This is a genomic window from Micromonospora sp. DT44 (genome assembly GCF_049841635.1).
Lineage (GTDB): Bacteria > Actinomycetota > Actinomycetes > Mycobacteriales > Micromonosporaceae > Micromonospora.
In genome coordinates, this window is the sequence record NZ_JBNCKS010000001.1 from 88,383 (window position 1) to 101,142 (window position 12,760).

Genomic DNA, 12,760 nt, shown 5'->3' on the forward strand with positions numbered 1-12,760 from the left:
CTGTATTGCTTCGACGGTAGCGCCTTTACAATGCAACTGCAACGTGGAGGTGGTGGGGATTGCCGAGGTCTGCCATGCTCGGGCCGGTGACGACCGGCCGCCCCACCAGAGTCCGCACCCATCGCCGCCCCCGTCGGCGGACCCTCGTCATCGTGCTCGCGCTCGTCGCGGCGGCGGCGGCCGTCGCCGGCGTCGCCGTGGTCGTCGTGCCGATGCTGCGACCGGCCGGTCCACGCCCGCTCTTCCAGATGCCCGTCACCTGCGGGGAAACGTGGCAACTCAGCACCTACCCCGGCCACGACGACTACGACGTCGACTTCTTCCCCATCGAGGGCGAGTCGTGGGGGCGTCCCGTCCTCGCCTCCTACGGCGGCACCGTCACGGTGGCCGGCATCAACGGCTCGCTGGGTGGTCGTACGCCGGAGAACCCGGAAGGTCCGCGCGGACGCGGCGGTGGCTACTGGGTGAAGATCGACCACGGCGGCACCTGGGAGACGCAGTACCTGCACCTGCTCGAACCGCCGCTGGTCACGGTCGGTCAGAAGGTCACCCAGGGCGAGCAGATCGGTCGACTCGGCAGCACCGGCAACTCGGGCGCTCCGCACCTGCACTACGAGCAGCGCCGAGGTTGGGACAAGGTGGAGACCCACTTCGACGGCACGCCGTCGGGCATCACGACCGACGACCGCGAACAGATTCTCCGCCGGGTGAGCAACAACTGTCCGGCCGTCTCCTGAGGACAGCGGTTTGCCCGCCCCCGCTCGGGGCACTGAAGAGGACGACCGCGCAGACGCAGGGGAGGAGCTGGCGATGACCAAGGGCGATGTCGACACCTACCAGGAGAACGGCCAGTGGAAGAACCGCCCGGAGGGCAACGACCGGGCCAGCAGTACGCATGACACCAAGGCCGACGCGCAGGAACAGGGCCGCGAGATGGCGGCCGACCGGGGCGTCGAGCAGGTGATCAAGAAGCAGGACGGCACGATCGGGGAGAAGAACACCTACCCGCGCAGCCGCGACCCCCGCGACATCGCGGGCTGATCACCCCACTGCCTGCGGACCGGCCCCCTCGGTGTGACCGAGTGGGGCCGGTCCGCTTCCGCATGGGCTTCGCCGGCTTCCACGTACCCAGAGTATTGGGAGGTTTTGGGATATAGAGTCCCTTTTGGGGCTGAAGTGGCAGCGGGGGTGGACGTGGTGTTTCGGGGACGATGTCGTCCGATGGGCACCCTGGCTCTCGTTGCCGCCGTGACCGCGGGAGCGCTGACGCTCACACCGCTACCGGCGTCGGCCGTCGGGTCCGTCCTGTTCGACCAACCCTTTCACAACAACACCGCGAACGGCATCGGCCCGGTGACGGTGCCGGGCGTGCCCACCGCGGGCGCGACCAATGCCGCCTGCCTCAGCGCGGCCGGCAACACGACCACCGGCCCGCTCCTGAGCTGCACCACCTCCACCGACCCGCAGGGCGCCGGCAAGCTGCGCCTCACCCCCGCCACCGTCAACCGCCAGGGCGGGGTGTTCGGCGCGGTCAGCGTTCCCACCTCGCAGGGTCTGCACCTCACCTTCAACACCTACCAGTACGGCGGCTCCAACCCGGGCGCGGACGGCCTCGCCTTCGCGCTGGCCGCTGTCGATCCCGCCAACCCACGGTCCCCGGCGACCCTCGGTCAGACGGGCGGTTCGCTGGGCTACTCGGCGGCGTTCAACGGCGTGTCGGCCGGCCTGTCCAACGGTTACATGGGCATCGGGCTGGACGTCTTCGGCAACTTCAGCAGCAGCACGTACCAGGGCACCGGCTGCACGAACCCGCCCTACATCTCCACCACCGGGGGGCGCGTACCCGGGCAGGTCGTCGTCCGCGGTCCGGGCCGCAACGGCGTCGGCTACTGCGCGATCAACAGCAGCGCCGGCAGCACCTCGGCCCCCGCCCTGGCGTTGCGGGCCAGCACCCGGGCGGCGTCCGTGGTGCCGGTCGAGGTCGTCATCAACACCACCGCCTCGCCGTACACCACCGACAGCGGGATCACCACTCCCGCCGGGCAGTACCGGATCCGCTTCACCCCGGTCGGCGGTTCCGCGCAGACCCTTCAGGGCGCGTTGCCGGTCGTGCCATCGACCCTGTACCCGTCGCCGACCTGGCTGAACGCCGACGGCTACCCCCGGCAACTCGCCTTCGGCTGGGTGGGCTCGACCGGCTCGGTAACCGACTTCCACGAGATCGACGAGGCCCGGGCGGTCAGCTTCAACCAGGTGCCGGACCTGAACGTCTCGCAGACCAGCGCGGTCGGCCCCACCCCGCAGCCCGGTGACCCTGTCACCTACTCGGTCATCGCGGGGGTCGACGCCGGCGCCACGGAGACGTCGCCCATCTCGGTCACCCAGACCGTGCCGACCGGCGTCACGCCGCGCGGCGCGTTCGGCGCCGGCTGGGTCTGCGGCGCACCATCGGGACAGAGCATCACCTGCACCAACAGCAACGGGCCGTTCCCCGGCGGGACCTTCCTGCCGCCCATCACGGTCGTCGCCACCGTGACCGGAACCGGGGTGACACCGGCGCTGATCCAGACGGCCACGGTGGCGACCTCGTCATCGGTCGACGCCAACCCGGGGTACTCCGGCATCGCCACCGGCGTCGCGCCAGCCACCGCACCGAGCGGTGTGACCGTCACCCCCGCGCAGAGCTCGATCGCCGGGGGTATCGCCGTCACCGTCGGTGGCAGCAACCTCACCGGTGCGACCGCGATCACCATCGGTACGACCGCCGAACAGCAGTCCGCCACGTCGGTGCTGCTGCTGCCCTGCACCTCCGGCCCGGCGGCCGGCTGCTTCACCGTCAACCCCGACGGCACCCTCGGCATCTCCTCGATGCCCGCCCGGTCCAGCGCGGCGACGGTCACGGTCAGCGTCGTCACCCGAGGCGCCGCCGGGTCGGCGAACTACGTCTACGCCTCGGCGCCCGCCATGCCGGCCACGCCGACCGCCGTCGCGGGTGTCACCAGCGCCACCGTGAGCTGGATCGCGCCGGCGAGCAACGGCAGTCCGATCACGACGTACCTCATCACCCCGATCCGGGACGGCGTCACGCAACCGACCCTCTCCTTCGACGCCTCCACCACCAGCCGCACACTGACCGGGCTGACCGCCGGCTCCTCGTACACCTTCCGGGTGGCGGCGGTGAACGCGTACGGCACCAGCGCGGCCAGCCCCGCCTCGGCGGCGGTGGTCCCGTACACATTGCCGGGCGCGCCGACGATCACCTCGGTCACCGGAGGGACGACCGCCGCCAGGCTGAGCTGGACGGCGCCGGCCAACGGGGGGTCGCCGATCACCGGTTACACGGTGACGCCCTACCTCAACGGGGTGGCGCAGACCCCACAGACCTTCAGCGGAGCCGCCACGACCCAGGTCGTCACCGGACTGACCGCTGGCGCCACGTACACCTTCCGGGTCGCCGCGATCAACGCGGCCGGTACCGGCCCCCAGTCGGCCCCCTCCGCCTCGGTGACGGTCAACCCGCCGCCGACGCTGAACTTCGCGCCGCCACCACCGGGCAAGGCGTACGTGCCGTACCAGTACCAGTTCACGGTTGCCGGCGGCACGAGCCCCTTCGCCTGGTCGATCAGCGCCGGAAGCCTGCCTGCCGGTCTGAGCCTCGACCCGGTCAGCGGGCTGCTCTCCGGCACCCCCACGGTGTCCGGGACGTTCCCCTTCACCGTGCGGGTGACCGACTCGTTCGACCAGTCCGACACCCGCGGTGTCGAACTGGTCATCAGCCCGCTCGGCGGGCTCTCCATCAGTGTCCCGGCGATCTTCTCGCTCGGCACCGTCACCTCCCAGGCGACCGGCGTCTCGGGCCAACTCGGCCCGGTGACCGTGACCGACGATCGTGGACCGCTCTCGGGACAGTGGGTCAGCGTCGTCTCGACCACCAGCTTCACCACGGGCTCCGGCACGCCGGCCGAGACCATTCCGAACAGCAACGTCACGTACGCCTCCGGGCCGGCCCTCGCCACCACCGGCGTCGGGACGTTCCTACCGCAGCCCGGCGCGGTTCTGGACACACCGCGCACGGCCGCCGGCTGGTCCGGGCAGACGGGCGGTCCGAACTCCGCGACCTGGAACCCGACGCTGGTGGTGACGTTTCCGAACGCGAAGGTGGCCGGCGACTACGTAGCCGTCGTGACGCACTCGGTCGCCTGACCGGTCAGGCCGGTACCACGTACGGGAACGCGTCGGCGCGGGCGGCCTTCGTGACGTCGGGGGCGAGTCCGGAGGTGGTGCCGGTGTTCAGGACCAGGGAGAACATCACCTCGGGCGCGTTGTCGGCCATGGTGCGGCCGTTGCGGACCGCGAAGCCGTAGTTCGCGGCCGTGCCCACCGTGTACGACAGCACGTCGGGATAGAGCGCCCGGGCGACGCTCCAGCCGTACGCCTGGGGGTCCGGCGCGGTGCCGTTCGCCGCGACGACCCCGGCGACCGCCTTGGCGATCTCCTCTCCGTCCTCGGGCAGGTCCTGCTTGGGGTGCCGGAAGTTCGCCGGATCCGAGAAGTCGGTGTCGTGCGGCCAGAAGACCGGCCACATCATGGGGTGGCCGGCGCGGTTGATCTGCCGCCATCCGCCCGCGTCGGTGGCGAGCAGCGTCCGGCACCAGACGCCGATCTCGGTGCCCTCGCGCAGCATCGGCTCGTCGTGGGAGACCTCCAGGACGATCGACTCGACGGTGGTGCCGGCGAAGCTGTTCGTCGCCTGGTCGGCCCGCCACGTCGAGCGGTCCACCTTCGCCCCGTTCTTGACCGCGCCGTTGATGGTGGCGAGTTCGCCGAGGTCGATGTAGAACGGGTCGGTGATCCGGCCCGCCCAGACCCGGACGTGCTGCCCGGTCGTCACCTCGCCGGTCCTGCCCTCGGCGATCGGAGTGCCCATGGCGGCGTCGTCCCGGGCGTCGGCGCCGGTGAGTTCGTACAGCTGGAGGGTCTGCGTCGCGTTGCCGTCCGGCTCGCCGAACGCGAACCGGTAGATCAGCTCCTCGGTGTCCGCCCCGTTGAAGTGAATCTTGAACTCGTAGCGGGCCTCGGCGTGGAAGCCACGCTTGATGTCGGCCCTGGTCACCGAGCTGTTGACGTCCATGACGAACACGGTGGCGTGGTCGCCGTCGAAGACGTAGAGGTCGTCGATGTAGAGCTGACCTCCCTGGGCCGCGAGGGGGGTGTCGAGGTGGTGCGACATGGGCTCACTCCCGTGATGGCTATATACGGACTAGACCGAACATAGCGGTCGTAGAGTGATCGCCCGACCGAATCGGGTTCGGGGCACTGCCGCGCACGCGAAGGGGCCGTCCGAGGCTGCGCTCGGACGGCCCGTTCGCTCACGCCGGTCTGCTCAGAAGCGGGACCACTTCTGGTTGGACGCGCCGAGGCAGTCCCACAGGTGCAGCTTGCCGCCGTTGTTGGGGTTGGCCTCCCGTACGTCGACGCACTTGTTGGCGCTGAGGTTGACCAGATCGCCCGCGCTGTTGAGCGTGAAGCGCTGGGCTGGATTGCCGTTGCAGCTGACCAGGTTGACCTCGGTGCCGTTGGCCGTGCCGGCCCAGGCCGGGTCCATGCACTTGCCCATGGCCCGGACGGTCCCGTCGGAGGCGAAGGTCCACGCCTGCGCCGCGGTCGTGTTGCAGTCCCAGATCTGCAGCTTGGCGCCCTCGACGGGGTTGGCGCTCGGGATGTCGACGCAGCGCCCGCTCTGCGCTCCCCGGATCCGCGTGGTGCCGGACGGCGGGTTACCGCCGTCGGAGGTGTAGCTCGACACCCGGACGTAGTCGACGCGCATCTGCTGCGGGAACTGGGTGGAGCCGTCCGGGTAGCCGGGCCAGTTTCCCCCGACCGCCACGTTGAGGATCATGAAGAACGGGTGGTCGAACACCCACCGGTTGCCGCCGAGGCGGGCCGGGTCGACACGGTGGTACTGCACCCCGTCCAGGTACCAGGTGATCGCGCCCGGCTCCCAGTCCACCCGGTAGTCGTGGAAACCGTCGGCGAGCGGACCGCCGATGGTGCGGCTGCCGGTGATGCCGCCACTGCCGGAGTAGCCGGGCCCGTGGATGGTGCCGTAGACGGTGTTGGGCTCGCGACCGATGTTCTCCATGACGTCGATCTCGCCGGAGTCGGGCCACCCGCCGCCGTTGCCGAGCATCCAGAACGCCGGCCAGATGCCCTGGCCGCGCGGGATCTTGATGCGGGCCTCGAAGCGACCGTACGTCTGGTTGAAGGTCGCCGCCGTCAGCAGCCGGGCCGAGGTGTACTCGCAGCGGCCGTAGTGGCACTGGTAGTTGGCGGGGTTCTCCCGGCGGGCGGTGATGACGAGGTTGCCCTGGCCGTCGTGTACGGCGTTGCTGGTGCTGTTGGTGTAGTACTGCCGCTCGTTGTTGCCCCAGCCCCCGCCGCCGATGTCGAAGCGCCACTTGTTCGCATCGACGGGCGTACCGGCCGGGGCGTTGAACTCGTCCTGCCAGGTGATCGGGCCGATGGCGGCCTCGGCCCGGTCGGACTGACCCGGGAGGGCAAGGGAGGCGAGGGTGGTGACGAGGGCGACCGCCGCGAGGAGGAGGGGGCGGCTGCGGGAGGTTGGTCGGGCTGTGAACACGGGAGGCTCCTCGGCGAGGTGGTTAGCGGGGGCGGCGCGTCGGAGGCGGCGCGGCAGAGGAGCGCGGAGAGCGCTCTATCAGCGAAGCATGTCTATATGGTGGCCTTTCTGTCAAGAGTGTTTCCAATACCGCGACGGTCCGTTACCGCCCGATCGCACCCCTCGATAGCGGTCGAATCGACACTTCCTATTGCCGTGGAGCGTCCACGCGGGACAGGATGACGAGGTCCGCAGGAAACCTCCCCGTAACCTGCGTGCTGCTGGTCTCTGTCACAAGGAAGTGGGAGTCAGTCATGAGCGACGCGTCGACGGCGCTGGGTGTGCGCCTCTACCCGGATCTGGTCGAGCGGGGTGGCCTGGCCCCCGCGCTCATCGAGACCGCCGACCGCCACCGGCTCGATATCGGCCGGGTGACCGCACCCGAGCAGGGGCGTGCCCGGTTCACCTGCGCCGAGCTGCACTCCGACCAGGGCGTGGTCTGTGTCGGGCTGGGCTCGCAGGCCCGATACTTCATGATCGACGTCCGCTCCGCGGGCGAGGTGCTGGCCCGCGGCGACTGCATGGACCTGGTCCAGGTCGCCCAGGTGGCCTCGGCCTGGCGGGAGGGGGCGACCCTCGCCGAGCTGACCGCCCGGTTCGCGTTCATGGAGGAGATCACGCACCGCCCGGCGCCGGTGGCCCAGGTCGGCTACAAAAGTTGAGAGCCTGACGTCCGTCGGCGTGTCTGCGTGATCTCGGTCGATGGGTTCGGTGAGCCGGGAGGTATGAGGTATCCGGCTGGTGGTGGGATAAACGCGGCAGCCCGGGTCCGGCGTGAGAAGGTCCGGATCCAGGCCGCGACGATGTTCGAGAAGTCCGTACCGACCGCGCAGATCGCTTCTGAGCTGCGGGCTTCTGAGAAGTCGGTCCGTGTGTGGCGGCGGCAGTGGACTGCTGGCGGAACGGAGGCTCTGGCGTCGGCCGGGCCGGGCGGTTCGGACTGCAAACTCTCCGTTGAGCAGCGCAAACAGTTGGCCGAGATGCTCGATGAGGGTCCGATCCTGCACGGTTGGGACGATGCCCGCTGGACCCTCAGACGGGTGGCCGATGATCGAGCGTCGTTGCGGTGTGTCCTATCTGCTGCATCGCCTCGGGGGCAGCCAGCAGGTGCCCACTCGTCGGGCGATCGAACGCGATCCGGAAGCGATTGCCGGCTGGCATCGCGGGCGGTGGCCGTCGGTAAGAGGTTAGCGGCGGCGCAAGGGGCCTGGCTCTGCTTCCAGGACGAGGCAGGCCAGGTCATGCAACTGCGACCGCCGGTGGCCAAGACGTGCGCCCGGCGGGGGCAGACGCCGGTGGTCGAGGTGTCCGGCAAGGGCTCCGGCCGGGTCTCGATCGCCGGCCTGGTCTGCCTCAAGCCCGGACAGCGCGGCCGGCTGATGTGGCGAATCCGGCTGCACCGCCACAGAAACTTCCTCCCCATGGCCATCAGACCATGATTACGAAGCTCCATGAAAACGGGGGTAGCTCAATGTTCTTCCCTAGACAAGAAGAGCATCAACCAAGGGCTGTTTCCGTGCTCGGCCGGGGTCCCAACGGGTCTGTGGATCTAACGGTGTTTCCGGCCTGACCCGCCGGGCGTTGTGCCTGGTGAGGAGGGTGCCGTGATGACCGCGACACTGAACGACGAGACCGGACGTCGGAAGCGGCCTGAGCCGTCTGCGGAGGCGAAGGCCGCTGCCGAGTTGGTCCGGGCCGCGAAGGAGCAAGGGCTGTCGCTGACTGGCCCGGACGGGCTGCTCAAGCAGTTGACCAAGACGGTCCTGGAGACCGCGTTGAACGAGGAGATGACCGGGCACCTCGGCTATGAGAAACATGACCAGGCCGGTGCTGGGTCGGGCGATGTCCGCAACGGCACCAGGGCGAAGACGGTGTTGACCGACGTGTCGGGGCCGGTGCAGATCGACGTGCCGCGGGACCGGGCCGGCACCTTTGAGCCGCAGATCGTGCGTAAGCGGCAGCGGCGCCTGTCCGGGGTCGACGAGGTGGTGTTGTCGTTGTATGCCAAGGGTTTGACCACTGGGGAGATCTCGGCGCATTTCGCCGAGATCTACGGGGCTTCGGTGTCGAAGGAGACGATCTCGCGGATTACCGACAAGGTGATCGAGGAGATGACCGACTGGTCGCACCGACCGTTGGATGAGGTCTACGCGGCGGTGTTCATCGACGCGATCGTGGTCAAGGTCCGTGACGGGCAGGTTGCCAACCGGCCGTTCTACGCCGCGATCGGGGTCACCCTCGACGGGGAGAAGGACATCCTCGGGCTGTGGGCCGGCGCCGGTGGTGAAGGCGCGAAGTTCTGGATGAGCGTGCTGACCGACCTGCGCAACCGAGGCGTCAAGAACGTGTTCTTCCTCGTCTGCGACGGCCTGAAAGGGCTGCCCGAGGTGGTCACGAACGTGTGGCCGGCCACGATCGTGCAGACCTGCATCATCCACCTGATCCGCAACACGTTCCGGCTCACCTCCCGCAAGTATTGGGACGCGCTCAAGCACGACATCAAACCGATCTACACCGCCGTCAACGCCGACGCCGCCCGGGCCGCGTTCGAGGACCTGGCGGAGAAGTGGGGCGAACGGTATCCGGCGGTGATCCGCCTGTGGGACAACGCGTGGGCTGAGTTCATCCCGTTCCTCGACTACGACGTCGAAATCCGGCGGGTGATCTGCTCCACGAACGCGATCGAGTCGTTGAACGCCCGCTACCGACGGGCCGTGAAAGCCCGCGGCCACTTCCCGAACGAGCTGGCCGCGTTGAAGTGTCTGCATCTGGTGACCCGATCGTTGGACCCCACCGGAGCAGGCCGAACCCGATGGACGACGCGCTGGAAACCCGCGTTGAACGCCTTCGCCATCACCTTCAGCGACCGCTTCCCAGCCGCTGAAACCTACTAACCAAGATCGCCGGAAACACCGTTAACGAGACAGCCCCGTCCCAACAGGACCCGCGGGGTTAAAGATCAAGCTAAGGGACGTCTCGTAACTGGGTGAAGGTGTTGCCCAGGGCCGGGCTGGTGGTTAGCCGGCGAGGATGATGTTGTGGAGGTTGGCGATGCCGGAAGCGGCGTCGGCCAATGTGTGGCCGGCGCGGCGGTAGTCGCGCAGGATCTTGAAGCATTTCATCCTGGCCTGGGTGTTCTACCCCTGCTCGAACGGTGCGGTGTTCGGCGTTCAGGGCTTGCTTCCAGTCCGGTAGGTCAGTGCCGTTGGAGGGCTTGCGGTACGGCGTGATCACCTCGGGGTTGCCCGGTAGCCGCCGTCGGGCATCACCGGCCGCCCGTCCAGCGTTTCGGCGATGCCCGAGCTGCGGTAGACGATCGTGTCGTTGCGGTTGCCCGCCTGGTCATCGCCGACGGCGATGACCAGGCGGGTGGAGGCGTCGATGGCGATCTGCAGGTTCGTCGAGTACCGGTAGTTCTTGCTCTTGGCGGCCAGGCGGTGATCGCGGGTGGGGACCAGAGTGCCGTCGACGACGTCCCTTAGCGGCGAGGGCTGCGGGGAGGTGCATTCCGTTCTGGCATTTGTTGGTTGAGGGTCCGATCCCCAGATTGCCAAGAAGGAGGCCGGATTTCGGTGTGAGCGGCTATCGATTGCATCCCCGCGTACTGTCCGAATCCGCTCGCCTGCGGGGCCCATGGCCCCGTACCCGATAACGAGTCGAACGGGGCCGATGGACCCGTACCCGAATACGAAACCCCCGGGTTCATATGCCTCCTCGCCCTGTCTACGCGCTCCTGCTCTTCAGGCGTAAACTCGACGGCCTTCGGCACGCACACCCAATGCTTTAGCGTCTCTTCGTCGATGTTGTTCCGCCGCGCGTAATCGACATAGGACGAGGAGTAGCCCTCCTGATTCTCATCCGCAAAATTCAGAGCATACCACTTGCGCTCCTCTGGCGAATAAACCGCGCGAGCGGCGCGCGACCTCGCCCTGTCTATTCGCTCCTGCTCTCCGCGCGTAAAGTCAACGCCTCCCCTCCCTTCAATCCAAGAATGTAGCCGCCAGGTTTCGATGCCCTTTTGCCGTGCGTAATCGGCATAAGTCAAGGAGTTTGTGCCCTCATTCGCAGCCACCCATTCCATAACATGCATCTTGCGGACATCTGTCGGATAAGCCAAATTTCGCGGACCAGTACGGGTGACAGGCCCCTCTACCCGGTCTATCAGCTCCTGCTCTTCAGGCGTGAACGCCGCAACTCCGGATCTCCCGCGAATCCACCCATATAGTGCCGACCTGCCGATCCCATGTATGGTGGCGTATTGGCTATAATTTTCGACGCGGCCTTGAGTTCTCGCATTCACATACTCCATGACGTGTTGCTTGCGTGCATCGGCACTGAGATGTTTTCCCATTGTCCACCTTCACGGTGCAAGTCTCGGCATTGCTCTATACAACGGAGGCGCAGGGCCGCCGGTTCAACCCACTTCAGACTCTCGATCGGTAAGCGGTAGTTCGTCCACGACGGCCGCAGCGCGCTCCGCTTCAACCGGTTGCTGCGCCGCTACTGGGAGCCGCGCTGGTACCTCGGCCCGGGCGGTGTACTGACCGATGAGGGCCACTGTGGGGTGTGGTCGGTCATGCCGGTGCCCGGCTGCTCGCCGATCTCGCTGACGCGACCGGGCTGACAAGCGCGTTCAGCCAAGCCCTCGCAGTGCTGCGGCAGCGCCAGCGCGGGCACGACCCGGGCACGATCGCCGTCGCTCTCGCGGTGATGCTGGCTGACGGTGGTGCGGCCATCGTGGATCTGGCCGCGCTGCGGGACCAGCCGGCCCTGTTCGGGCCGGTCGCGCCCGACCCGACCGCTTGCAGGCCGCTGTCCCGCATCGACGACAGTGTGCTGGCCGACCTGCGTTCCGCCCGGGCTCATGCCTGTGAAGTCGGCTAGGCCCAGCACGCTGAGGCCTGCGGCGACCTGCCGCAGCCGATGGTGACGGGCCGGCCGGTCGATGCCCGGTTCTGGACATCGACGCGACCGTCGTGATCTGTCATGTCCGAGAAGGAGTCAGCTACCCGCACCTGGAAGTCTGGAAAAAGCTGCTGTGCTTTCTGAACAACACAGGTGAAGCTTTTGGCTGGGCTGCTGCGTTCGGACTCGGCCGGTTCCAGCCACGGCTTCCTTGCCCACATCCGATCCTTACGCGAGCAGCCCCTCGACATCCGTTTAGCGCCGGCGCCGCGATCACGAATCGGCCACGGAAGCGATCCGTGCCGCGACCGGCTGGATCCCCGCTGTCGACACCGGCGGCGATCTGCGTGACCATGCCGAGGTCTGGGAGATCGCCGGCCTGTTCGACGGCGCCGGCAGGCCGGGCAGCACGAGGTTCCTCGTCGGTCGGGAACGCCCCATCCCGGACCCACCTGTCGCTGTTCGACACTGTCGAAGGCTGGAGGCATCAGGCCGTCGCCACCGACACCCTACCCGGCAACGGCAGCGTTCCATTCCCGCAGGCCCGGCACTCGGCTCACGCCTGCGCTGAGGACCGCGTCCGCTGTGGGGAGAACACCGGCTCCGACCGGTTCCCGTCGCGGGCGTCCGCGATCAACCGGGCTGGCTGCAACTCGCCCTGACCGGCATCGACTTGCTCGCCTGGACCCAAACCCTGCTCCTGCACGGCGAACTGGCCACCGCCGAACCCCACAGACTGCGCTAGGGCTGCTGCACTCCACCCGGATCACCCGCACCGCCCGCCAGGTACCGCAGCGTCGACCGCCGCGAGGACGGGGTGATCAAGGCGGTGTTCCACCCCAACTGACCGGTCGACCCTCCACCGATCCGGACCAACCGGTCGTCAGCCCTCTCCGACGGACGAAACAGCGGGACGGCGGCCGTCGATCCCCTCGTTCGGTGGAGGCGTGGGTCACATCGCAGGCCGCGGCGGCCGAGGCATGCTGGACGGGTCGCCGGCCGGAGAGCACGAGTGTCCGCGCCTGCTGGCGCGGATCGTGCCTGGTGGCGAGCCTGCTTGCGGTGATCGGCGCGGATGGGCCGCCGGCTCCGGATTTGACAACGTTGCCAGGAGCGGTCCATGGTGCCAACTGCGACTCGTGGGGCCGGCGTGACGGGCGAATACTATGCTTCGTC

At 68.2% G+C, this 12,760-nt stretch carries 9 protein-coding genes and 3 pseudogenes; 9 read left to right on the forward strand and 3 right to left on the reverse strand.

Features of this window, described 5'->3' with window-relative positions; translation table 11 throughout:
* Window positions 1–74 precede the first annotated feature (74 nt).
* The 3 genes from ACLQ25_RS00380 (at window position 75) to ACLQ25_RS00390 (ending at window position 4,203) form a co-directional block, all read left to right on the forward strand.
* Window positions 75–737 (forward strand): M23 family metallopeptidase, encoded by a 663-nt coding sequence (locus ACLQ25_RS00380; protein WP_425728303.1) that lies wholly within the window; start codon window positions 75–77, stop codon window positions 735–737.
* Between the two features lie 73 nt (window positions 738–810).
* Complete coding sequence (locus ACLQ25_RS00385; protein WP_425727987.1) at window positions 811–1,041, forward strand: DUF2188 domain-containing protein; 231 nt, start codon at window positions 811–813, stop codon at window positions 1,039–1,041.
* A 180-nt stretch (window positions 1,042–1,221) separates the two neighbouring features.
* Window positions 1,222–4,203 (forward strand): fibronectin type III domain-containing protein, encoded by a 2,982-nt coding sequence (locus ACLQ25_RS00390; protein WP_425727989.1) that lies wholly within the window; start codon window positions 1,222–1,224, stop codon window positions 4,201–4,203.
* Between the two features lie 4 nt (window positions 4,204–4,207).
* Here the strand turns inward: ACLQ25_RS00390 and ACLQ25_RS00395 are convergent, their stop codons facing one another.
* Together ACLQ25_RS00395 and ACLQ25_RS00400 are read right to left on the reverse strand one after the other, a co-directional pair.
* Window positions 4,208–5,230: a DUF4331 family protein gene (locus ACLQ25_RS00395; RefSeq protein WP_425727991.1), complete on the reverse strand. Its 1,023-nt coding sequence runs from the start codon at window positions 5,228–5,230 to the stop codon at window positions 4,208–4,210.
* A 153-nt stretch (window positions 5,231–5,383) separates the two neighbouring features.
* The gene (locus ACLQ25_RS00400; protein ID WP_425727993.1) at window positions 5,384–6,640 is read right to left on the reverse strand and encodes a family 16 glycosylhydrolase; all 1,257 of its coding nucleotides are present in this window, start codon (window positions 6,638–6,640) and stop codon (window positions 5,384–5,386) included.
* 293 nt (window positions 6,641–6,933) lie between these two features.
* Between ACLQ25_RS00400 and ACLQ25_RS00405 the strand changes: the two genes are divergently transcribed.
* The 5 genes and pseudogenes from ACLQ25_RS00405 (at window position 6,934) to ACLQ25_RS00425 (ending at window position 9,573) form a co-directional block, all read left to right on the forward strand.
* Complete coding sequence (locus tag ACLQ25_RS00405; protein ID WP_425727995.1) at window positions 6,934–7,341, forward strand: hypothetical protein; 408 nt, start codon at window positions 6,934–6,936, stop codon at window positions 7,339–7,341.
* Between the two features lie 63 nt (window positions 7,342–7,404).
* A pseudogene (locus tag ACLQ25_RS00410) lies at window positions 7,405–7,581 on the forward strand (helix-turn-helix domain-containing protein); the annotation flags it as partial.
* A 145-nt stretch (window positions 7,582–7,726) separates the two neighbouring features.
* Window positions 7,727–7,870: a helix-turn-helix domain-containing protein gene (locus ACLQ25_RS00415; protein WP_425728305.1), complete on the forward strand. Its 144-nt coding sequence runs from the start codon at window positions 7,727–7,729 to the stop codon at window positions 7,868–7,870.
* Between the two features lie 50 nt (window positions 7,871–7,920).
* Complete coding sequence (locus tag ACLQ25_RS00420; protein WP_425728322.1) at window positions 7,921–8,118, forward strand: hypothetical protein; 198 nt, start codon at window positions 7,921–7,923, stop codon at window positions 8,116–8,118.
* Window positions 8,119–8,286: 168 nt separating this feature from the next.
* Window positions 8,287–9,573: an IS256 family transposase gene (locus tag ACLQ25_RS00425; protein ID WP_425727997.1), complete on the forward strand. Its 1,287-nt coding sequence runs from the start codon at window positions 8,287–8,289 to the stop codon at window positions 9,571–9,573.
* Window positions 9,574–9,696: 123 nt separating this feature from the next.
* On the opposite strand, the pseudogene ACLQ25_RS00430 reads toward ACLQ25_RS00425, so the two are convergent.
* Window positions 9,697–10,152 (reverse strand): annotated as a pseudogene (locus ACLQ25_RS00430) (transposase family protein); the annotation flags it as partial.
* A 1,084-nt stretch (window positions 10,153–11,236) separates the two neighbouring features.
* On the opposite strand from ACLQ25_RS00430, the pseudogene ACLQ25_RS00435 reads away from it, so the two are divergent.
* Window positions 11,237–12,370, forward strand: a pseudogene (locus tag ACLQ25_RS00435) (transposase); the annotation flags it as partial.
* Window positions 12,371–12,760: the final 390 nt, after the last annotated feature.